Below are 21,004 nucleotides of genomic sequence, written 5' to 3'. Positions count from 1 at the left end.
AATTTCAATTGATAAAATAAATAATACTCTGAGAAATGATTAATGAAATAAATAAAAATCCCTTTCAGAATTTGAAAGGAATGATCTAATCGTTTATTTATAAATTTTAGGAGGGGGCACGAGAGCCTGTTCATTTCTTCTCAACTTCTCGGCTTTTGAAAGGCCGTTGATCAGTTTTTCAAGATCTTCTTTATTTTTTGCAAAGAGATGACTGTAGGTATATGCAGAAAGATGACAATAGCCGTAAGTCGTCTGAAAATAATTATCCATAAAATCAAAAGGTCCATCATCCAGTTTTTTTGAATAATTGATGTGGAACATGGGTAAACCATTCACTGTTCTATATTCAGTCTTCTTTAAAGTTGAAATATTGGGCGTATTCAAAACAGATCCGATCGCCTCATTTTTAATTGCTTCAATATTTTCTTTTTTGGAATTGATACAATAGAAATAGCCGTACAGTTTTGAATCGTCTGAGCTCACAAAATGATATTCAGAAAATCGGATATTGTCACTTTCGTAAGCGTCCCATTTTTTCTTATCAAAATAAACACCGCCGTCAGCACGTTCACTGCTTACCAATGAATCTGCAGAGGGTAATTTTGTAAGGAGTTGCTTATTGACAGGAATATTTTTAAATGCTTCACGATCTTTACTGTTGGCGTAGGTCCAGGTTTTATCTTTATACAGAATAAGTTGTGCACCATTTTCAGTTATTGCGGTTGTTTGAGCAAGGTGAAATTCAGCATTGATTTTTCTGATTTCCCAATTTCCTTCTGAAAAAACAGCAACCTCCATTTTCTCCTTTGTCATTGCCAATGCCTGCGAATCTGCAAAAGAATAACATATGAGCATTGGCAAAACAAATAGATATTTCATATTACAGATTCTCAATAATAAAATCTGTCATTTTCTGATACAGTTGTGGTCTTGTCTGGCCACCGTGAATCCCGTGGTTTTTATCAGGATACGCCATGAAATCAAACTGTTTTTTGTTCTGGATCAATGCTTCAGAGAATTCCATGGAATTTTGGAAATGTACGTTGTCATCGGCTGTTCCGTGGATCAACAGGAACTTGCCTTTCAGTAGATTAGCATATTCCGTTGGAGAGTTTTTATCATATCCATCAGGGTTTTCCTGTGGTGTTCTCATGAATCTTTCTGTGTATACGGAATCATAATATCTCCAGTTGGTCACCGGTGCTACAGCGATTCCTGCCTTGAACACATCGGCTCCTTTGGTCATTGCCAGACTGGTCATATACCCACCGAAACTCCATCCGAACATTCCGATTCTTGTTTTATCGATATAAGACTGACTTCCGAACCATTTTGCGGCAGTGATCTGATCTTCAATCTCGTATTTCCCTAAATTCATATAAGTCACTTTTTTGAATTTAGTTCCTTTGTAACCCGTTCCACGACCATCTACACAGGCAACAATATAGCCTTTCTGTGCCAAATGATTAAACCATAAAGTATTTCCATTGTCCCAAGAGTTCGCCACCTGCTGTGATCCCGGTCCGGAGTATTGGAACATAAATAAGGGATATTTCTTGTTGGGGTCAAAGTTCTTAGGCTTTATAATCCATGCATTCATCTGATCACCTGCACCGTTTGGAATGGTGATGAATTCTTTCTCTGAAAAGTTATCAGCCTTTAATTTCTGAAGCTGATCGTTATTGTTCTGAAGTTCTTTTACCGTTTTCCCATTTCCGTCTTTTAATACGTACGTGTATGGTTTTGAAGCCGTGGAGGATGTTTCGATGAAATAATTGTAATTTTTGCTGAAGTTGGCAGAATTGTTTCCTTCTGTATTAGAGATCAGCTGAGATTTTCCGCTTTCAATATTCACTTTGGAAACGACTTTATTAATGCTGCCTTTTTCAGTGGTCTGAACGTAAATTTCCTTAGATTTTGGATTAAATCCATAAAAATCGGTTACTTCCCAGTTTCCTTTTGTAATCTGTTTTTTAAGCTTTCCATCTTTGTCATACCAATATAAATGACGGTTTCCATCTCTCTCCGAAGCCCAAAGGAATGAATCATCCTCAAGGAATTCCAGAGTAGGGCTGTCGGTGTCAATCCATTTATCATCCGTTTCAGTAAACAGTTTCTGAACTGTACCGGTTTTAGTATTGACCTTTAAAATATCGGAAGCATTCTGAATTCTTTCAGAAGTAACCAAAACCATCTCGTCCTGCTTTGCGGTCTGAATAACATTGGGAATATAATAGTTTTTAAAAGAGCTCAAGTTGAGCGGTATCGTTTTTCCGGAATCAAGACGGTATAACTGTGCAGAAACGATAGAGTTTTTTTCTCCCGCTTTGGGATATTTGTAACGCATTTCAGCAGGATACAGATTTTTTCCATAGATGGGAATGTAGATCTCCGGAACCTGGCTTTCATCAGATTTTACAAATACCACGGCATCCGAGTTTTTAGTCCACTCAAATTGTCTTGCATGTCCAAATTCCTCTTCATATACCCAGTCTGCAAGTCCGTTGATAATTGAATTTTTTTTACCATCATTCGTAATCTGAGTAATTTTTCCTGAGCTCAGATCCTGATAGAATAAATTGTTGTCTGCGATAAATGCTACTTTAGTGGCATCTGGAGAAAATCTTGGCTCCTGAACTGTTTTGCCATCATTTAAGCTGATCGTTTTTCCTGATTTCAAATCTTTTACCTCAAATTTTCCCAGGAAAGAATGTCTGTAAATCGGCTGGCTTTCTTTTAAAAGAAGAATTTTTGACTCATCATCAGAGAACTCATAGCTTTCAAAATTACCGTCAACAATATTTCCTTCTTTTTGTGAAGTTTTATAAGAATACTTTGCAATTCCTGTTGGTTCAATGACCAGATAATTCTCTCCATTCTTCATGGAAGCAATACCGGCAATGCCTTTTCCGCGGTAATATCCTGAATATATTTTATCTAATGTGATTTCCTGTGCAGCTACATTATAGAATGCTACAGCCACAGTAAGAGTTAAGAATATTTTTTTCATTTCTAATTTTAATGGATCTCAAAGATAATAATTTTATTAAATGCATAAAAAAGCTTTTTTAATACGGGTTTTGGCAATAAAATTGAATGTATCATTATACAATCAAATTAAATAATAATTATGGAAACGAATGCATATAATCAGAAACTGAATCGATACGTTTTAGCCGATCAGATTGTTTATACTGGATTTTCAAGTTTTAAGGATGCAGAAGAATGTGCAGGAAAAAAAGGAGGAAATTTGGTAGAAGTAAGTTTTAAAGATGGAAATGATAATCCACAGATTACCAATGAAGCCGGATTAATTGAAAAAAAACTTCATTATTATGTTTATGCCGGGGATGAATATAAATTTATTCACTCATCAGATCCCGGATTTAGAAAATATGCTGATGAACTGCAGAAAATAAAAGCCAATAGAGATAAAACCAGTCCGGATGAACGATATTTTGCCAGCTTTGAAATCGAAAATATAGAAGACCCGATCATTGTGATCAAAAATGACCATTTTGAATCGGTAACTTCCAGAGAACGCTCAAAATATTTGAAGCACGCAGAAGTTTATGAACTTGGGGTATCCCTGCCAAAATCTTAAAAAATTTTATCATGAGCAAAACCAAATATTCAGACAAAGCTCAGGACAAGGTAGGAAAGGTCATGCACGAATTCAAAGAAGGAAAACTAAAGTCCTCTTCAGGAGAAAAAGTCACCAACAGAAAACAGGCTATCGCTATTGGAATTTCAGAAGCCAAAGAAAAAGGCTTAAAAGTACCCAGGAAGAAAAAAGATTAATTTCTAGTAATAAAAAATTCCGTGAATCGATTCACGGAATTTTTTATTGTTGCCAGATACCCAACATTTGTCTATTGATACAATATTTTATAATATTCATCTGCCATACGGTCACTATTAAAGTGCTCCTGAACGTCATTCATCGCATTGTATTGAATCTTTCGCCATTGATCTGGCTGATCGTAATAGGTTGGAAGAATTTCATTTTCAAGAATATCATACAATGTGTTAAGATCATAAGTATCCTGTTCGTAAATGCTCATATTCGCATAATCAGCTTGTGGAACTACAAAAGAGTTTTCTCCGGGTTTAGCAAATTCCGGAATCCATCCATCATCGGTAGACAGATTTACAGATCCGTTCATCGCCGCCGTCATTCCGGAGGTTCCCGAAGCTTCTCTTGGCACCCTTGGATTGTTGAGCCATAGGTCTGAACCCTGTTTCATGGACTTACTTAAAGCAAGTTCGTAGCCTGTAAGAACAGCCATGTTTTTATGATTCTTACTTTCCTCGACGAGTGTGTTAAACGTAGAAATTGCAGAATAGTCCATCGGATAAGGTTTCCCCGACCAAATGATCTGTACCGGATATCTAGGATTATTTAATAATCTGTAGAATCTTTCTTTGTCATGCAGCAATAAGTCTGCACGTTTATAACCGGCAAACCTTCTCGCCCAAACGATAGTGAAAATATTGGGATTAAACAGATTTCCCGTCTGATCTGCAACAATAGTGAAAAGCCTTTTCTTTAAATGTTTTTTGCGGTAATCAAAAACAGTTTCGTCGTTTTCATCTTTTGCGTTGTAAAGAGGCTTGTCTGCCCAGTATTTAAATTCCTGAGCATTTGTAATGGAGGTGATTTCACATATTCCGGGATATTTACTCCACATCGCTCTGGAAACGACCCCATGAAGTTGGGAAACGCCATTTGCTATTCTTGCCATTTTCAAAGCACATAAAGAATGGTTGAAACGGTCATCATCTGCTCCTTCAATGCTTTTTACGTCCTGCATACTGAATCCCGAGAAATAAGACATATCGTAACACAATTTCAGATTATGTTTCTCATTTCCTGCTTCTTCAGGAGTATGGGTGGTGAAAACCAGTTTTTCTTTTACCCTGTTCAGATCTCCGTTGTACTTTTTCAAAAGATAGAATGCTGCGGGAAGTCCGTGGGCCTCATTAAGATGATAAACATCTCTTTCCGTATTCATTTCATCCAGTAGTTTTGCTCCACCTTTTCCTAGCAGAATATATTGTGCCAGCTTTGTAGATTCATTGGCATCATATAGTTTATGACAGATTGTTTTGGATACATGATCATTTTCAGGAACATCTGTAGAAAGGAAAAACATGGGTGCTGTATTGAAAATTTCGGGATCAAGGTACCAGACTTTTACCCATACCGGGGCGCTGTGGATCTCGATCTGGAATTTTATTCCGGTGTCTTCAAGAAAACTATATATTTTTCTTGTCCATACCGGCTGAAGGGTCTGGTCATGGTTTCTGGCCTGGTCATAATAGCCAAACTTCCAAAGAATTCCGATCCCTATAAGGTCCTGTTTCAGGTTATACGCACTTCTCATATGAGAACCGGCAAGAAATCCCAGTCCTCCTGAATATATTTTTAAAACCTGTTCGATCGCAAATTCCATCGAAAAATACACGACTTTTTTAGAATATTGTGGATTGACGCTGTAAGGTATTTTAAAATTTTTAAAATCCATAAATCACAGTTTTATTGTTAAAGCTCTAAAGGTATCGATTATGAAAATAAACTTTGTATTAATTATTTGATAAATTAATTTAAAAGTATCTGATGAATAGTTTTTTTACCTACCTTTAATAGGTAAATTTTTGAAAATCAAAAACTTCTAACGGTGAGAACCAATACAACATATGTTTCTTGGTCACATAAAAAAATCACCCATGAAAAAGACATTTTCTGATGAAGATTTAATAAAGAATCTAAGCCTATACTATATGAACCGGCATTTGAAAAAAAAGCCGATGGAAAAGTATCACCGTAAAATAGACGAATCTCCGCTTCATGACCGCGAAAAATACAGAAAAAAGTCAGAGATTCTGCTGCTTAATTCCTTTATGCATCATTTTCCTGATGTAAAATTTGAAGATCTTACCTGCGAAAGTCCAGACTTTATCGCCAAGCTCAACGACAAAAAGATCGGAATAGAGCTCACCGAAGTAATTAATCATCTGGAAATGAAAAAGGTAGAAAGTACTTTGAACAAAATGTTTCGTCAGGCGGAAATATTATTAGAACAGGAAGACACCGCGAAATACCGTGGTGTTTATTTTTTGGAATTTTACCCGAACATCAGGTTTGATAACATAGAAGAACAGGAGGAAAATATCATCAGCATTTATAAAAGCATTAAAAAAAATAAGGCTTTAGGTTGTGTCAAAGGAATGAGGAAATCTTTTCACCGCAGAAATGTTTTTATTACCCATGAATACAGTATGAATCTGTTTGATGAGCTGTGTTCGGAAAAAATTCTGGATCTTATCGATAAGAAAAATGAAAAGTTTCCCTATTACGATACTTCTGTTGATGAATGTTGGCTGGTCATCGTTTCTGATATGAACTCTATTGCCTCCAGATATACATTTATACAGGACAAAGAACATCTTCAGGAAGTAAAAAGTCCGTTTCATAAGATCTTTCATCTCGAAAATCTATGCGGAAATATTACAAGTATAAAATAGTTGTATTTTCTTGGTGGATATCGTAGTTTTTTGCTCTATCTATTTGAAATAATTTAAGATTTTTAAAAATCCATTGTTTGTGATTAAAATATAGGTATATTTGATGTATCTGTTGTAAATCAATACAAATTATATGTTTTTCACATTATATTCAACAAAAACTAGATATCTATGAAAAAACTTTTACTACTTATTTTTTTCGGCATATCCCAGATTTTCTTTGCCCAGGCAGATTGTGCGACCGCTCTTGCCGTCTGTGGAAACTCGAATATTACTTACAGTCCTACGGGATACGGTGACATCCGTGAATTGGTAAATTCCGGAAGTTGTATCGATGCAACCGGTGAGCACAATTCAATTTGGTACAAAATTACTATTGCCACAGGAGGAACTCTTACCTTTGATCTGGTTCCGAATAATCCGGATGCCGACTATGACTGGGCGATTTTTGGTCCCAATGTTACCTGTGGAAGTTTGGGATCACCTGTACGTTGTAATGCTGCAACAGTTATTGGAGTAGGGCCATCTACAGGATTAAATATGACCAGTACGATTACCAATGCACTTGGAGGGTCACTGACCCCTTATTGCAAGTATATGGATGTTCTGCCGGGACAAACTTATTATTTATTTATTGATAATTGGGTCAGCAGCACCAGCAGTACGACCGCTCCATTTTCTTTAACATGGGGTGGAACTGCAACATTGGCCTCTCCGTTTACGGATCCTGCTACACAGCCACATCCATTTAATCCTCCCGGAGTTCCAGCTGCTAATCCGGCGGATCCAAGAGAAGTGATCATTTGTGTTAATCCTGCGGTATTCGATTTTTCTACTTTATCTGCAGGGATTCTAAACGGAAATCCTAATTTTAATGTCAGCTATCATACCAGTCAGAATGATGCATTAACGGGAAGTAATGCCATCACTGTTCCTACGACTGTCAATACTACTTCAATTTATTATTACAGCATTGGCTATACAGATCCGGCTAATCCAAACAGTCCGCTCAATCAATGCAAGCAGATCGGAACCTTTAAATTTAAAGATGGTAAAATCACAGCAAAGAATGCAACACTTACACAGTGCAACAATAATAATGCAGGAACAGCAATTTATGATCTGACTACAGCAGATGTCATTGGAGATCCTACTGCGACTAAGAAATATTACAATACGCTTTCTGATCTCAATGCAGGAATTAATGAAATTACCAATCCGTCAGCGTTTACTTCTGCGGAAGCAACAATTTATGTGAAAGTGACCTCGTCATTCGGATGTACTTCTGTAGCGCAGATCATGTTGAAATTCCATCCTGTAGTCATCGTAAATGATGCTACAGTAAGATCATGTTCTATTGAGAGTAGTCCGTCTACAGCATCTTTCAATCTTGCAGGAGCCATCGTAACCTCACAGAATGGTACGGTGAAAAAATATTATCCTTCAGCAACGGATGCTGCGAATCAGACCAATGAAATTTTAACCACTGCAGCATACATTGCACCTAGCGGAGTTGTTTATGTTAGGGTTTCCAATGCGCAAGGCTGTTTTAATATCGCTAAAATTACTTTAGTCGTTATTCCACCGGTTTATTCAAACATTCTTAAGGATAAAACGATTTGCGTAGAAGATAAAACGACGCTGGACGCTGGCCCGGGTTTCAATAGCTACGAATGGAGTACAGGAGCAACTACCCAGACCATTACCAATGTAGGCGTGGGGACTTACTGGGTAAAGCTTAAAACAGGCGATTGTACCGTCGTACAAAATGTAAAAGTCTATCCTTCCGAACAACCTGTCGTTTCAAGTATCGAAATTTCAAGCACGACCGTTACGGTATTTGTGATAGGGGGTACTCCAGCTTACAAATACTCTATGGATAATGTAAACTGGCAGGACTCCAACGTATTTAATAATGTCAAGAGAGGAGATGCTACTGTATTTGTCAAAGATTCTTATGATTGTGATCCTATAGATATTAGCATAGTGGTTCCTAATCTTGTGAACGTTATCACACCAAACGGTGACGGTTATAATGACGTTATTGATTATTCTGCACTGGCCAGTAAGAAAAACTTAGTGATGAATATTTACGACCGTTACGGAAATATGATCTTCCAGGTAGATAAATCTACCGGCTATAAATGGGATGGAACGAGCAAAAATGGAGTAAAAGTACCTACAGGGAACTACTGGTATTCTGTAGGCTGGAATGAAAATGACAAAATGAGTACGCCCATCAAATATTCAGGCTGGATTGTAGTCAAAAACAGAGATTAAGCTTTTTAATAATAAACTATTGAGATAAAACCATTTCGAAAGAAGTGGTTTTGTTTTGAATGGTAATCAAAGGCGGATTCGCTAGTTAAAAACTTTTGTATCTTTAAAATAATCAGAAAGATAAATAATTTTTCCCTCCTCAGAAAAATGAACTACCGTACAGATGTTATTTTCATAAACCCCTTTATTAATCATCGTTCCATAAGATGTAGTCTGATAAAAATACTTTTGATCACCTAGAGGGAAAATTTCAAAAACCCGCCATTCAATAGCATCATACCGTCTGAATATTGCTCTGAACAAAGCTAAAATTCTGTTCTTACCGGAAATTTCTTTTGAAGGTGGAATCCAGATCGTACTTTCATCGGTAAACCATTTTTCAAGATGTTCAATATTTAACGAATTAAGATCTTTCATAAAAGCATTTATCTTACACAACATAGGAGAGTTTGTCTTTATATACGGGAAAAATGCTAACTTGGTTTTTATTTAAATATTATGAAAGATCTTTTTATAAAACGCTTTAAGTACTATAAATCTCTCGGAGATAAATCATTCGGACAACTTTCTGATGAACAAATCTTCTGGCAGTATAATGATGAAAGTAATTCGATTGCTATTCTTGTGAAGCATATCGCCGGAAATATGCTTTCAAGATGGACTAATTTTCTTACCGAAGATGGTGAAAAGCCCTGGAGGAATCGTGACGATGAATTTGTCAACACCTTCAAAACAAAACAGGAAGTTATCGAGTATTGGGAAACAGGCTGGAAATGTCTTTTCGAAGGTCTTGATCAGATTAATGATGAGAATCTGTACCATACGGTTTATTTGAGAGGCGAAGCACATTCAGTTATTGATGCAGTCTGCCGTCAGCTGGCCCATTATCCTTATCATATAGGACAGATCGTTTATATTGCGAAAATGATGAAGAATGATGACTGGAAAACACTTTCCATTGAAAGAAATAAGTCTCAGGAATTTAATAATGAAATGAAACAGAGGTTTCCTAATGAAGATGTAGATTCCAATTCATCGCCGGTATGCTTTCAAAACAGCCCTGAAATAAGGGATGAATATAAATAATAGACTGAATCGATTTAGAATTCTTATTAAAATTACTATCTTTGCCCCCAGAAAATTCAGGAGTAATAAAATGTCTACTTTTCACGGAACTGCCGCATTTCATACACTTGGCTGCAAATTAAATTTTGCGGAAACATCTACTATTGCCCGTCAATTAACAGATGCAGGTTATGATAAAGTAAGTTTTGATGATAAAGCAGACGTTTATGTAATCAATACCTGTTCAGTCACTGAAAACGCTGACCGTGAGTGTAAACTTCACGTGAAGAGAGCAATGAAGGCTAATCCTGAAGGGCTGGTGGTTATTGTAGGATGTTACGCACAGCTGAAGCCTGAAGAAATTTCACAGATTGATGGGGTAGACCTTGTTCTGGGAGCTAAAGAAAAATTCAATATCTTAAGCTACCTGGATGACCTGGAAAAGACTGAAAATGAAGGGATTGTTCATTCATGCGAAATTGAGGAAACCGATTTCTTTATCGGAAGTTATTCAATAGGAGACAGAACAAGAGCGTTCCTGAAAGTACAGGACGGATGTGACTATAAATGTACCTACTGTACCATTCCATTGGCGAGAGGTATTTCCCGTTCAGATACCATTGAAAACGTTCTTAAAAATGCCAGAGAAATTGCCGGAAGAGACATCAAAGAAATTGTTCTTACAGGCGTTAATATCGGTGATTATGGTAAAGGAGAATTCGGAAATAAAAGACACGAACATACTTTCCTGGATTTAATTTCAGAGCTTGATCAGGTGGATGGCATTGAAAGAATACGTATTTCTTCCATTGAACCCAATCTTTTGAAAGACGAAAGTATTGATCTCGTTTCCAAAAGCAAAAGCTTTGTTCCCCATTTTCACATTCCGCTACAGTCGGGATGCGATGATCTGTTGAAAAAAATGAAGCGCCGTTACCTTACGAAACTTTATAATGACAGAGTCAATAAAATCCGCGAAGTAATGCCTGATGCCGCTATTGGCGTAGATGTTATCGTAGGGTTTCCCGGTGAAACAGAAGAAAAATTCATGGAGACTTATAATTTCCTGAATGCACTTCCCATCACCTACCTTCATGTATTTACCTATTCTGAAAGAGAAAATACAGAAGCTGCCGATATGGATGGTGTTGTTCCTATCCCGGAAAGAAAAAAACGAAATAAAATGCTGAGAATACTTTCTGAAAAGAAGAAAATGGCATTTTACCAGACCCAGCTTGGGAAAACGCTTCCTGTACTTTGGGAGCATGAAAATAAAGACGGCAAAATGTATGGCTTCACGGAAAACTATGTGAGAGTCCAGAAAGATTTTGATCCCGCATTCGTTAATCAGATTGAATTTCTAAATTTAGAAAAAATCCTGTCAGATGGCACGGTTTCTGTGCAGTCATCATTCGAAACTTTTTTAGCAAAAGCATAGTCTCTTTGCAAAATTTCTACTAAATTTATTTTAACTTTAAATAACTACATTCATGAGAGATAAGTTTTTATCTTGGGGAATTGTATTAGTAACTGCTACATGGATCGTCGCATTACTGATCAGAGCGCATTACTGGATACCCATCCTGTTATCCGCAATCTATGCATTGGGTGTTTACAATGCTTACCAGTCGAAACACGCTATTTTGAGGAACTTCCCTGTATTGGGATACTTCAGGTACTTTTTCGAAAGTATTTCACCCGAAATGCAGCAGTATTTCATCGAAAGGGAGACCGATGGAAAACCATTTCCCAGAAACCAGCGTTCCGCAGTATACAGACGTGCTAAAAACTTAAGTGATACAGTCGCTTTTGGAACACAGTTAGAAGTAAATCATAGAAAATATGAAGGGATTAAGCATTCCATTTATGCAAAATCACCTGTAGAAGAACTTCCAAGAGTATGGGTAGGAGGAGAGCAGTGTACGCAGCCTTATCATGCTTCTTTATTCAATATTTCAGCAATGAGTTTTGGAGCATTGAGCGATAGGGCACAGATTTCATTAAACAGAGGGGCTAAAAAAGGAAATTTCTACCATAACACAGGGGAAGGAGGTATTTCTCCCTATCATATGGAAGGAGGAGATCTGTGCTGGCAGATAGGAACCGGATATTTCGGGTGCCGTAATGAAGAAGGGAAATTTAATCCGGAACTTTTTGAAAAGTACGCTACCCTTCCAAATGTAAAGATGATCGAAATTAAGCTGTCTCAGGGAGCAAAGCCAGGACATGGAGGTGTTCTTCCAGGGGTGAAAAATACACCGGAGATTGCAAAAATCCGTCACGTCACTCCAGGTATGACGGTGATCTCACCACCATCTCACAGTTCATTTTCTGATGCATCAGGATTGCTTAGATTTGTACAGCAGCTTAGAGAACTTTCAGGTGGTAAGCCTGTAGGTTTTAAGCTTTGTATAGGCGATACCAAAGAATTTGAAGATATTTGTGTACAGATGAATGTGATGAAAATCTTTCCGGATTTCATTACGATAGACGGAGCAGAAGGAGGAACTGGAGCAGCACCACCGGAATTTTCGGATGGAGTAGGAATGCCTTTGGAACCTGCTCTTATTTTTGTGAACAGAACGCTTAATAATTATAATTTAAGAAGCAAATTAAGGGTTATTGCCAGCGGAAAAGTACTGACAAGCTTGGATATTCTTAGAGCCATAGCAATGGGAGCGGATATGTGTAATAACGCGAGAGGATTTATGTTCTCACTAGGATGTATTCAGGCTTTAAGATGCAACAATAACAATTGCCCTACAGGAGTTGCTACTCAGGACAAAATGCTGGTCAAAGGACTGGATGTTACTGATAAAAGCGAAAGAGTATACCATTTCCACAAAAATACACTCCATACCTGCAATGAACTGATTGCCGCCGCGGGAAGAAGCTCTTATGAAGAAGTTGATGCGACTATGTTCATGAGAGGTGACGAGTTTGATCATCTGGCAGATCTTTATTTTCCGGATATTTTAGGCAATGTAAAGCAGAAAGCAAAGTATTAGTAAAGGGTAAAAAATATACAACCGCCTTCAGATGAAGGCGGTTGTATATTTTTTATAATGGTATGAAACTATTGTCCGACAGGTCGGTCTGCTCTTCCATATACCTGAAAATTAAATACAAAAGAACAATTTCTAAGAGAATAAGATGTATTGTAAGGGAAATGAGGATCTCTTGCGAAAGCTGCTCTTGATGGTACTAAAATAACACCTTGAAGATTATAGGGGTTTCCATTTGGAAGATTATTAAAAGCCTTGAATTTTCTTATAGCTTCCTGGAAGCCTTCAATTTCGTAATAGCTTGGTTGCTTGGCAGCATCTGTAGTTGCAGCGGCTAATACAGATTGTTTTACATAATAATACATAGGATCCACTAGTGGAAGCCCATTACCATTAATAGTGTTGTTGATTGCTAAAGTTGAAATAAAAGAAACGTTGCCGTCAGTATTAGCTGCTAAATGAGCCGTAGCTCTCATCATCACCGTAAGGATATCTTTTGGATTAATGGTTTTCTCATCAATTGCAGGAGGCTGTGCTCCGTCTCTCATAATATAGATGGTTCCGGAAGGAAGCGTTTCATACGGAAGGCTTGATAATTTTTTTTCATTATCATCACTGGCATCCGTTGTGCTGAAAGCTTTTATATTCCCTTGGGCATCCAGATAATTTTCGTCCATAAACTTCTTAATGGCCTGATCGTCATAGTTGTTTTGAACGGTAATGTCTTCCGGTTCTTTATAAGTTTCAACTTCATCATCTTTTTTACACGCAGTAAAAGATAGAGACCCCGCAAGGATATATAAAAATATTTTTTTCATTTCAAAAAACTTTAATTACTTTACAAATAATATAACGGCAAAAGTATAAAAAATTATGAGAATAGATAAATTTTTATGGTGCATTCGTTTTTATAAGACGAGAAGTGTTGCAACAGAGGAAATTAAAAAGAACAGAGTGTCAATAGGAAACTCTGCCGTAAAGTCGTCTAAGGAGGTTAAAGAAGGGGATGTAATCAAGATTCGGAAAAATCAGATCGACTATAAAATAAAAGTGATCCAGATTCCAAAAAGCAGATTGGGAGCGAAGTTGGTTTCCCTCCATATACAGGATGTGACAGATAAGGAGCAGTATGAATTATTAAAACTCCGCAAAATGTCACAGGATTATTACAGAATTAAAGGAGAAGGCAGACCTACCAAAAGAGACAGAAGAGATATGGATGAATATGTAGGAAATGATATTGCTTCAGACTTTACAGACTGGGATGATTTCTTTGGCGAAACGGCAGACATTACTGAAAATGAAGATTAAAACTAAAAAAAGCTCTAGAGATAGAGCTTTTCTATTATTTCTTTGACAATATCTTCAGGATCTCTGGCATCGGTATTGACGCTGAACTGGGCTTTGCTGTAAAATGCATTTCTTTCAAATAAATGTTTGGCTATAAACTCAGGAAGATTTTCATCAGAAATATTGGCAATCAACGGTCTTTTTTCTTTCTGTTTTGATATCCTTTCGTATAAAGTGCCTACAGAAGCTTTTAAAAATATGCTTTTTGAACCGTGATTGATGATCTCCATATTATTGTAATAAACAGGAGTGCCTCCACCAAGGCTTAAAACCGTATTTTCTTCCGAAGCAAGTATTTCTTCCAATGCCTCTCTTTCCAGCTTTCTAAAGTGAATTTCTCCCTTTTTTTCGAAAATCTCAGGAATGGTTAATTTATTTCGTCTAGAAATCTCTTTATCGAGGTCAATTAGCCTGAAATTTATTTTGTCGCTTAATATTTTGGAAATGTGAGATTTGCCAGATCCCATGTATCCGATCAGTGAAATAACCATGAATTTTTTTTAAACAAATTTGCAAAAAAGTTTTGAGATAAAGAAAAAACTTATATCTTTGCACCACTGAAAACGAGGGACATTATTCAAATGCAAATCGTTGACAAAGTGACCGACTCGGTAGCTCAGCTGGTAGAGCAATACACTTTTAATGTATGGGTCCTGGGTTCGAATCCCAGCCGGGTCACAAGCGAAAAAGATTACTAGATTTTTGTAATTTTATAGCCTGCGTGGTGGAATTGGTAGACACGCCATCTTGAGGGGGTGGTTTCCTAAGGATGTGCTGGTTCGAGTCCAGTCGCAGGCACTGCAAAGAAAATTGAATAATTATTAATGAATTGATTTCATTTTTAATTGTGGCCGACTCGGTAGCTCAGCTGGTAGAGCAATACACTTTTAATGTATGGGTCCTGGGTTCGAATCCCAGCCGGGTCACAAGTTTACTGAAAAGTAAATTTTTTTCATATTAATATTTTGTGATTTGGTGTTTCAAAGGTCTCCGCAAGAGACCTTTGATTTTTTTAAAAAATAAACACTTTAAATTTTTTAATAAAAAATATTGCAGGGATAAAAAAAAGTCATATCTTTGCACCTCTTAAAAACGACATCTATTGTACAAATAAAGTCGTTCGCAAGTGACCGACTCGGTAGCTCAGCTGGTAGAGCAATACACTTTTAATGTATGGGTCCTGGGTTCGAATCCCAGCCGGGTCACAAGTTTACTGAAAAGTAAATTTTTTTCATATTAATATTTTGTGATTTGGTGTATCAAAGGTTTCCTCAAGAGACCTTTGATTTTTTTTATATAAATGACGCATGAAATAAAGAAACTCTGATAGTGTAATCAGAGTTTTTTTGTTTTTATATGAAGTTTACAGAGACATTTTTGTTGAACGCCTGTTTAATAATTAGTCCAGATGAAGGTTGTCAATAAGTCTTACCCCATCTACTATCACTACGATGAATGCTCTGTAGCTTTTGTCTTTGTAAAAGAAATCGGTTTCTTTCAGGGTGTTTTCATCAGCGATCAGGAAATATTCCAATTTCATTCCGTGCTCATGATCAAAAATATCGGTCACTCTTTCTTTTATTTCAGGAATAGTAACTGTCCTGAACCAGTCATTTACTTTGTTTAAAGTATGATAAATAACTTTTGATGCCTCTTTTCGGTCTTCGTGAAGTCTTTGGTTTCTGGAGCTTAAGGCCAGTCCATTTTCAGCCCTGTAAATGGAAACACCGGTGATTTTTACAGGAAGGTGCTTCTTTTCAACCATTTTTTTGATAATGGCAAGTTGCTGGAAATCTTTTTCACCAAAATAAGCATTGTCCGGCTGGATTTGTCTGAAAAGCTCTTCCACTACAGTTCCTACACCATCAAAATGTCCCGGCCTTGATTTTCCTTCCATTTCATTTTCCAGTCCATCGAAATCATAATGCTGACTTTCTGTTTTTTCAGGATAGATATCAGCGACTTCTGGGATGTAAACAGCGTCAACCAAGCCTGAATTTTTCAGGATAAGAATGTCTCTGTTGATATCTCTGGGGTACTTTTCAAGGTCTTCAGGATTGTTGAATTGAGTCGGATTTACAAAAATTGAAGAAATGACCAGGTCATTATCTTTTCTGGCTTCTTCATACAGGGAAAGATGGCCCTGATGAAGGGCTCCCATAGTAGGAGCAAAGCCTATCTTTTTACCCATTTCTTTCTGTCTTTCAATGAAATCCTGAAGGGGTTTCTTATTCTTTATAACTTCCATAGTTTATTTTAATACTAATTCAAAAATACTAAAAATATCACATAATTATATGTGTTTTTAGTAATTTGGAAATAGGAATTATCGTAAAATAATGTTAATTAAAATAATGTTGGATGTTTTTTTGTAATTTTGCACATTAAAGCATTTTTACAAAAATATAGATAGAAATTTATGCCGAATCAAAAAATACTGTACATTACTACAGAGATGTATCCATATCAGGAAGACACTAATATGGCTGCAGTGGTAAACAAAATGGCACTTAAGATGCACAATGAAGGCAATGATGTAAGAGTTTTTATGCCAAGATTTGGACAAATAAGTGAAAGAAAATTCCAACTTCATGAGGTGATCCGTCTTTCGGGAATGAACATTATTATCAACGACCTGGATCAGCCGTTAATCATTAAAGTAGCATCTCTTCCTGGGGAAAGGCTTCAGGTTTACTTTATCGACAACGAAGAATACTTCAAAAGAAAGCAGTACTATGTAGATGATGAAGGAAATCCTTTTGATGACAATGACGAAAGAGCCATTTTCTTTGCAAGAGGGGTTATCGAAACCATCAAAAAACTAAACTGGGTTCCGGATGTCATCCACTTGAACGGATGGATGTCTTCTTTTGTTCCAATTTACCTTAAAACATATTACGAATCTGATACGTATTTCAAAGATGCCAAAATCGTTCTTTCCCTGTACAATGAGAAAGATGCTGATCTTGACAAGAATATTGCTGAAAAATTGACATTCGATAATATTTCAGGATTAAAAGCGTTAGATAATCCGACAATCAAAAATTTTGTTATTGAAAGTATGAATTACGTTGACATGGTCGTAAAAGGAGATGAGTTTCTGGATGAGGATCTTGACAAAGGGTTCAATGAAACAACTACTCCGAAGTCAGAATACGTTGACGTAGATTCTATAAACCAACTTTATTAAACACATTTTTAATGACTCATACTGTTAAAAGAACTTTAGCCATACTTTTTGTGGCGGTTTTTGGGAGTGCCCTTCTTTATAATTGCGAACCGGAAGCAGATTCGCTGGGTGAACAGCTTTTTGTAGATGGTGCTGCCGAAGGTAATGTAACTTCTTATCCTCTTATTGCTTATAATGTTAATAATAATGATTCGATCAGAAGTGATGCTGGGAGACTTGTTAATATGATTAATACCTCAGGGATATCTCAGTCCTATGCTGTTCTTGGAGCTTTTTCTGAGGGACAGTTCGGTATGCAGAAAGCATCCTATCTTACCCAGTTAAGAATGAGCACTGATAATTTTAACTTCGGAACGACTCCAAAAGTGGATTCTGTAGTTTTAGTATTGAGGCCCAATTCTGTTGCTGATTCAGTAGTTACCCGTCCTCTTAAAGACGAAAGCTTATTGGTGGGAACTGAAACGGTACCTGTTTCCACAGAAATAAAGTCGTACCCTACTAATTTCGTTAATAAATATGGTAAGACAAAGTTAGGTCCCGGTGGCTCGCATACTTTAATGCATATTAATGTAGATGAAATCACCACATTCTTAGATAGTAATACGGATGCTTTTAAGTATTCGAACGTGGTTGTGAATACCGGAGAATCATTAGGATCTGCTGTATTTGATGGGAATGTAACTTCTAAGACAATTACCAAAAAGTCGGATAATTCTGCTTTGTTTACCTCAGATGCTGGACTTAGAATCCGCTTGAATAAAGATTTTTTCCAAACAAAAATTCTTGATAAAAGTGGAAAGCCTGAGCTTATGGATGCGGCAAACTTTACAAGATATTTCAAAGGGATAAAGTTGTCTGTAACTGATACAGATGGTTATCTTTTACAGATTCCTACAGAAACAATGGAGCTGATCATGTATTATACCAATGAGAAAAATGACAATGGTACAATCACAAGACCACAGTCTACCTTCAAATTACTTCTTACAGGAGGTGTCGGTAATGCACGTATAGGACAGTATGAATATGACAGAACAAACTCTGCATGGGCAACGGCCAGGCAGTCTATCAACACGACTGACGGGGATGATAAACTTTATTTACAGGGAATGGGAGGACCTTCTGTACGTGTGAAAATTCCTGACGAAACGATTAACAAGCTTAAAACATTATATAATAATGATAAGGCAGCTATCATGAGTGCTAGTATCAGAATCTTTACAGATGCTTCAACATGGAGTAATAATTATAAAAGGAAAGCAGATAATTTCAATCTTGTTCCTTTGGCAAAAAATGAAAAAACGGGATTACTTGAACCAACAGGTTTTACTTCAGATCTTACCGCTGGTTTCGGTCTGATGAGATCATATGACCTGGATAAGAATCCATCCTATTATGATTTCATTGTTACAAAAACAGTAAAAGATATTGTGGAAGGGGGGAAAGATAATAATATTTTGCTTATTAATATGGGAGATTTTGTGCTCACTACAGCAGGTGCTTATGGTGGATATAAATTCACCTCAAGATCATTCGCAACAGAAAGAGCGGTTTTTGTTGGATCGGATAAAAATAATGGCAACAGAATTCAGTTAAAAGTTACTTACGGTACAAAAAAATAATAAAAAAACACTAGAAAAAATATGTGCGGAATTGTAGGATATACAGGGTTTCAGGATGCGTATGATATTGTGATCAACGGTCTTAGAAGATTAGAATATAGAGGGTATGACAGTGCAGGAATTGTTTTGGAAGGTTCAAATAATAAATTTGAAGTAGAAAAAACAAAAGGCAAGGTGGATGATTTGGTTAGTATTTCAGAACAATTGAAAGGAACAGCCAAAATAGGAATGGGACATACCAGATGGGCTACACACGGGGTTCCAAGTGACCGAAATTCACACCCACATCTATCAAATAACGGAAAAATAGCAGTGGTACATAATGGTATTATCGAGAACTATGATACTATTAAAACAATGCTTACGGAAAAAGGATTTACATTTAAGTCCGAAACAGATACAGAAGTACTGGTGAACCTTATTCAGTATTTTATGGATTTAAAATCCGACACAGATTTCCCTACAGCAGTAAGATATGCTTTGAACGAAGTATATGGAGCTTATGCTATTACAGTACTTCATGAAGATTATCCAGGAGTATTGGTTGTTGCGAGATTAGGTTCTCCGCTGGCTATAGGAATCGGTGATAAAGAGTACTTTATTGCTTCTGATGCCTCTCCTTTTGTGGAATTTACAAAAGAGGCAATCTATCTTGAAGAGGGACACATGGCTACTATATCATTAGAAAATGGAGTAGACATCAGAACTATTAATGAAAATTCTAAGATTGAGCCTGAGATCCAAGAGCTTAAATTAAGCTTAGAACAGATTGAAAAAGGTGGGTATGAGCATTTTATGCTTAAAGAAATCTTTGAACAGCCTAAGTCTATACATGACACTATGAGAGGAAGACTTCTTCTGGATGAGGGGATTATAAAAATGGCAGGGATCTGGGATCATTTAGAAAGATTCAAGAATGCCAACAGAATCATTATTATTGCCTGTGGTACTTCATGGCATGCAGGCCTTATCGGAGAATACCTTATTGAAGAATATGCAAGAATACCTGTAGAGGTAGAATATGCATCAGAATTCAGATACAGAAATCCAATTATTACCGATAAAGACGTTGTTATTGCTATCTCCCAATCCGGAGAGACAGCAGATACTATGGCTGCGTTGAAATTAGCAAAAGAAAGAGGAGCATTTATATATGGTATATGTAATGTAGTAGATTCCTCTATTGCAAGAATTACAGATGCAGGTTCATATACACACGCTGGTCCAGAGATAGGAGTAGCTTCTACCAAGGCATTTACTGCTCAACTTACCATTCTTACTTTAATTGCATTTAAATTAGGAAAGCACAACGGTAACTTAGGGAATGCTGAATTCATGAGCTTAATTGCTGAGTTGGATGCACTTCCTAAAAAGATCGAAGAAGTCTTAAGTACGACTCACGAGTTGACTCAAAATATTGCAAAAGACTTTATAAACACCACTAATTTCCTTTATTTAGGAAGAGGATACAATTATCCTGCAGCCTTGGAAGGTGCATTAAAACTAAAGGAGATCTCTTATATTCACGCAGAAGGATATCCGGCAGCAGAAATGAAGCACGGACCTATTGCCCTTATTGATGAAAATATGCCGATCGTTATCATTGCTCCTAAGAAAGGACACTATGATAAAATTGTGAGTAATGTTCAGGAAATTAAGGCAAGAAAAGGGAAGGTTATTGCAGTCGTTAATAAAGGAGATAAGCAGGTAAGTGCAATGGCAGATTATGTTATTGAAATTCCTGAGACTTCAGAATGCTTCTCTCCAATTGTTGCCTCTGTACCTTTGCAATTATTGGCTTACTACATTGCTGTATACCGAGGAGCGAATGTAGATCAGCCAAGAAACCTTGCAAAATCCGTAACTGTAGAGTAAAAAGTAGTTGTAAATAAAATAAATTTAGATTTCTTCCGTTATTTCAAAAAAAATCTTAAAAGTTTCTTAAAAAAATTATATATTTACGG

At 36.7% G+C, this 21,004-nt stretch carries 18 protein-coding genes and 4 tRNA genes; 15 read left to right on the top strand and 7 right to left on the bottom strand.

Features of this window, described 5'->3' with window-relative positions; all coding sequences use genetic code 11:
* Positions 1–93: 93 nt before the first annotated feature.
* Together EG346_RS01415 and EG346_RS01410 are read right to left on the bottom strand one after the other, a co-directional pair.
* Positions 94–879 carry a hypothetical protein gene (locus tag EG346_RS01415; protein WP_123876751.1) on the bottom strand — a complete coding sequence of 262 codons (786 nt, stop codon included), beginning with the start codon at positions 877–879 and terminating at the stop codon, positions 94–96.
* Between the two features lies 1 nt (position 880).
* Complete coding sequence (locus EG346_RS01410) at positions 881–3,010, bottom strand: S9 family peptidase (protein WP_123876750.1); 2,130 nt, start codon at positions 3,008–3,010, stop codon at positions 881–883.
* 120 nt (positions 3,011–3,130) lie between these two features.
* Here EG346_RS01410 and EG346_RS01405 point away from each other — a divergent pair, with 120 nt between their 5' ends.
* Complete coding sequence (locus EG346_RS01405; protein WP_123876749.1) at positions 3,131–3,604, top strand: hypothetical protein; 474 nt, start codon at positions 3,131–3,133, stop codon at positions 3,602–3,604.
* A gap of 11 nt (positions 3,605–3,615) precedes the next feature.
* Positions 3,616–3,801 carry a DUF6496 domain-containing protein gene (locus EG346_RS01400; protein WP_123876748.1) on the top strand — a complete coding sequence of 62 codons (186 nt, stop codon included), beginning with the start codon at positions 3,616–3,618 and terminating at the stop codon, positions 3,799–3,801.
* A 71-nt stretch (positions 3,802–3,872) separates the two neighbouring features.
* On the opposite strand, the gene glgP is transcribed toward EG346_RS01400, so the two are convergent.
* Positions 3,873–5,528 carry an alpha-glucan family phosphorylase gene (gene glgP, locus EG346_RS01395; RefSeq protein WP_123876747.1) on the bottom strand — a complete coding sequence of 552 codons (1,656 nt, stop codon included), beginning with the start codon at positions 5,526–5,528 and terminating at the stop codon, positions 3,873–3,875.
* Between the two features lie 202 nt (positions 5,529–5,730).
* On the opposite strand from glgP, the gene EG346_RS01390 reads away from it, so the two are divergent.
* Together EG346_RS01390 and EG346_RS01385 are read left to right on the top strand one after the other, a co-directional pair.
* Positions 5,731–6,528, top strand: a complete 798-nt coding sequence (locus EG346_RS01390) for a hypothetical protein (protein WP_073331679.1) — start codon at positions 5,731–5,733, stop codon at positions 6,526–6,528.
* A 171-nt stretch (positions 6,529–6,699) separates the two neighbouring features.
* Complete coding sequence (locus tag EG346_RS01385; RefSeq protein WP_123876746.1) at positions 6,700–8,808, top strand: FIDD domain-containing protein; 2,109 nt, start codon at positions 6,700–6,702, stop codon at positions 8,806–8,808.
* A gap of 81 nt (positions 8,809–8,889) precedes the next feature.
* Here the strand turns inward: EG346_RS01385 and EG346_RS01380 are convergent, their stop codons facing one another.
* On the bottom strand, positions 8,890–9,225 hold the full coding sequence (locus EG346_RS01380) for a nuclear transport factor 2 family protein (RefSeq protein WP_164466296.1): 336 nt from the start codon (positions 9,223–9,225) through the stop codon (positions 8,890–8,892).
* Positions 9,226–9,306: 81 nt separating this feature from the next.
* Here EG346_RS01380 and EG346_RS01375 point away from each other — a divergent pair, with 81 nt between their 5' ends.
* The 3 genes from EG346_RS01375 (at position 9,307) to EG346_RS01365 (ending at position 12,881) form a co-directional block, all read left to right on the top strand.
* The gene (locus EG346_RS01375) at positions 9,307–9,894 is read left to right on the top strand and encodes a DUF1572 domain-containing protein (protein WP_123876744.1); all 588 of its coding nucleotides are present in this window, start codon (positions 9,307–9,309) and stop codon (positions 9,892–9,894) included.
* A 70-nt stretch (positions 9,895–9,964) separates the two neighbouring features.
* Positions 9,965–11,311, top strand: coding sequence for a tRNA (N(6)-L-threonylcarbamoyladenosine(37)-C(2))-methylthiotransferase MtaB (gene mtaB, locus EG346_RS01370; protein ID WP_123876743.1), 1,347 nt, complete (start codon positions 9,965–9,967; stop codon positions 11,309–11,311).
* 52 nt (positions 11,312–11,363) lie between these two features.
* A complete protein-coding gene (locus EG346_RS01365; RefSeq protein ID WP_123876742.1) occupies positions 11,364–12,881 on the top strand; it encodes an FMN-binding glutamate synthase family protein in 1,518 nt (505 codons plus the stop codon).
* 68 nt (positions 12,882–12,949) lie between these two features.
* Here the strand turns inward: EG346_RS01365 and EG346_RS01360 are convergent, their stop codons facing one another.
* Positions 12,950–13,696, bottom strand: a complete 747-nt coding sequence (locus EG346_RS01360; protein ID WP_073331660.1) for a hypothetical protein — start codon at positions 13,694–13,696, stop codon at positions 12,950–12,952.
* A gap of 55 nt (positions 13,697–13,751) precedes the next feature.
* Here EG346_RS01360 and EG346_RS01355 point away from each other — a divergent pair, with 55 nt between their 5' ends.
* Complete coding sequence (locus EG346_RS01355) at positions 13,752–14,189, top strand: Hsp15 family ribosome-associated heat shock protein (protein ID WP_123876741.1); 438 nt, start codon at positions 13,752–13,754, stop codon at positions 14,187–14,189.
* Positions 14,190–14,203: 14 nt separating this feature from the next.
* On the opposite strand, the gene EG346_RS01350 is transcribed toward EG346_RS01355, so the two are convergent.
* On the bottom strand, positions 14,204–14,719 hold the full coding sequence (locus EG346_RS01350) for a shikimate kinase (RefSeq protein WP_073331653.1): 516 nt from the start codon (positions 14,717–14,719) through the stop codon (positions 14,204–14,206).
* Between the two features lie 114 nt (positions 14,720–14,833).
* Here EG346_RS01350 and EG346_RS01345 point away from each other — a divergent pair.
* From EG346_RS01345 to EG346_RS01330, 4 genes are all read left to right on the top strand, one after another.
* Positions 14,834–14,906, top strand: a tRNA-Lys gene (locus EG346_RS01345).
* A gap of 37 nt (positions 14,907–14,943) precedes the next feature.
* Positions 14,944–15,026 (top strand) — tRNA-Leu (locus EG346_RS01340).
* Between the two features lie 55 nt (positions 15,027–15,081).
* Positions 15,082–15,154 (top strand) — tRNA-Lys (locus EG346_RS01335).
* A gap of 206 nt (positions 15,155–15,360) precedes the next feature.
* Positions 15,361–15,433, top strand: a tRNA-Lys gene (locus tag EG346_RS01330).
* Positions 15,434–15,627: 194 nt separating this feature from the next.
* Here the strand turns inward: EG346_RS01330 and panC are convergent.
* A complete protein-coding gene (gene panC, locus EG346_RS01325; protein WP_123876740.1) occupies positions 15,628–16,476 on the bottom strand; it encodes a pantoate--beta-alanine ligase in 849 nt (282 codons plus the stop codon).
* 171 nt (positions 16,477–16,647) lie between these two features.
* Here panC and EG346_RS01320 point away from each other — a divergent pair, with 171 nt between their 5' ends.
* The 3 genes from EG346_RS01320 to glmS are packed head-to-tail and all read left to right on the top strand — an operon-like array spanning position 16,648 to position 20,915.
* Positions 16,648–17,418: a glycogen/starch synthase gene (locus EG346_RS01320; RefSeq protein ID WP_073331647.1), complete on the top strand. Its 771-nt coding sequence runs from the start codon at positions 16,648–16,650 to the stop codon at positions 17,416–17,418.
* A gap of 11 nt (positions 17,419–17,429) precedes the next feature.
* A complete protein-coding gene (locus EG346_RS01315) occupies positions 17,430–19,040 on the top strand; it encodes a DUF4270 family protein (protein ID WP_123876739.1) in 1,611 nt (536 codons plus the stop codon).
* A 21-nt stretch (positions 19,041–19,061) separates the two neighbouring features.
* Entirely contained in the window at positions 19,062–20,915 is a 1,854-nt protein-coding gene (glmS, locus tag EG346_RS01310) for a glutamine--fructose-6-phosphate transaminase (isomerizing) (protein ID WP_123876738.1), read from the top strand.
* Positions 20,916–21,004 lie beyond the last annotated feature (89 nt).

The sequence above is a fragment of the Chryseobacterium carnipullorum genome, from assembly GCF_003815695.1.
Taxonomy (GTDB): domain Bacteria; phylum Bacteroidota; class Bacteroidia; order Flavobacteriales; family Weeksellaceae; genus Chryseobacterium; species Chryseobacterium carnipullorum.
The sequence above is the reverse complement of the archived record's forward strand: the minus strand, read 5'-3'. Positions and strand labels throughout refer to the sequence as shown.

Bases quoted from the DNA above. Each gene is read 5' to 3' on its own strand.
- EG346_RS01415 (WP_123876751.1), bottom strand. From the start codon at position 879: ATGAAATATCTATTTGTTTTGCCAATGCTCATATGTTATTCTTTTGCA.
- EG346_RS01410 (WP_123876750.1), bottom strand. From the start codon at position 3,010: ATGAAAAAAATATTCTTAACTCTTACTGTGGCTGTAGCATTCTATAAT.
- EG346_RS01405 (WP_123876749.1), top strand. From the start codon at position 3,131: ATGGAAACGAATGCATATAATCAGAAACTGAATCGATACGTTTTAGCC.
- EG346_RS01400 (WP_123876748.1), top strand. From the start codon at position 3,616: ATGAGCAAAACCAAATATTCAGACAAAGCTCAGGACAAGGTAGGAAAG.
- glgP (WP_123876747.1), bottom strand. From the start codon at position 5,528: ATGGATTTTAAAAATTTTAAAATACCTTACAGCGTCAATCCACAATAT.
- EG346_RS01390 (WP_073331679.1), top strand. From the start codon at position 5,731: ATGAAAAAGACATTTTCTGATGAAGATTTAATAAAGAATCTAAGCCTA.
- EG346_RS01385 (WP_123876746.1), top strand. From the start codon at position 6,700: ATGAAAAAACTTTTACTACTTATTTTTTTCGGCATATCCCAGATTTTC.
- EG346_RS01380 (WP_164466296.1), bottom strand. From the start codon at position 9,225: ATGAAAGATCTTAATTCGTTAAATATTGAACATCTTGAAAAATGGTTT.
- EG346_RS01375 (WP_123876744.1), top strand. From the start codon at position 9,307: ATGAAAGATCTTTTTATAAAACGCTTTAAGTACTATAAATCTCTCGGA.
- mtaB (WP_123876743.1), top strand. From the start codon at position 9,965: ATGTCTACTTTTCACGGAACTGCCGCATTTCATACACTTGGCTGCAAA.
- EG346_RS01365 (WP_123876742.1), top strand. From the start codon at position 11,364: ATGAGAGATAAGTTTTTATCTTGGGGAATTGTATTAGTAACTGCTACA.
- EG346_RS01360 (WP_073331660.1), bottom strand. From the start codon at position 13,696: ATGAAAAAAATATTTTTATATATCCTTGCGGGGTCTCTATCTTTTACT.
- EG346_RS01355 (WP_123876741.1), top strand. From the start codon at position 13,752: ATGAGAATAGATAAATTTTTATGGTGCATTCGTTTTTATAAGACGAGA.
- EG346_RS01350 (WP_073331653.1), bottom strand. From the start codon at position 14,719: ATGGTTATTTCACTGATCGGATACATGGGATCTGGCAAATCTCACATT.
- panC (WP_123876740.1), bottom strand. From the start codon at position 16,476: ATGGAAGTTATAAAGAATAAGAAACCCCTTCAGGATTTCATTGAAAGA.
- EG346_RS01320 (WP_073331647.1), top strand. From the start codon at position 16,648: ATGCCGAATCAAAAAATACTGTACATTACTACAGAGATGTATCCATAT.
- EG346_RS01315 (WP_123876739.1), top strand. From the start codon at position 17,430: ATGACTCATACTGTTAAAAGAACTTTAGCCATACTTTTTGTGGCGGTT.
- glmS (WP_123876738.1), top strand. From the start codon at position 19,062: ATGTGCGGAATTGTAGGATATACAGGGTTTCAGGATGCGTATGATATT.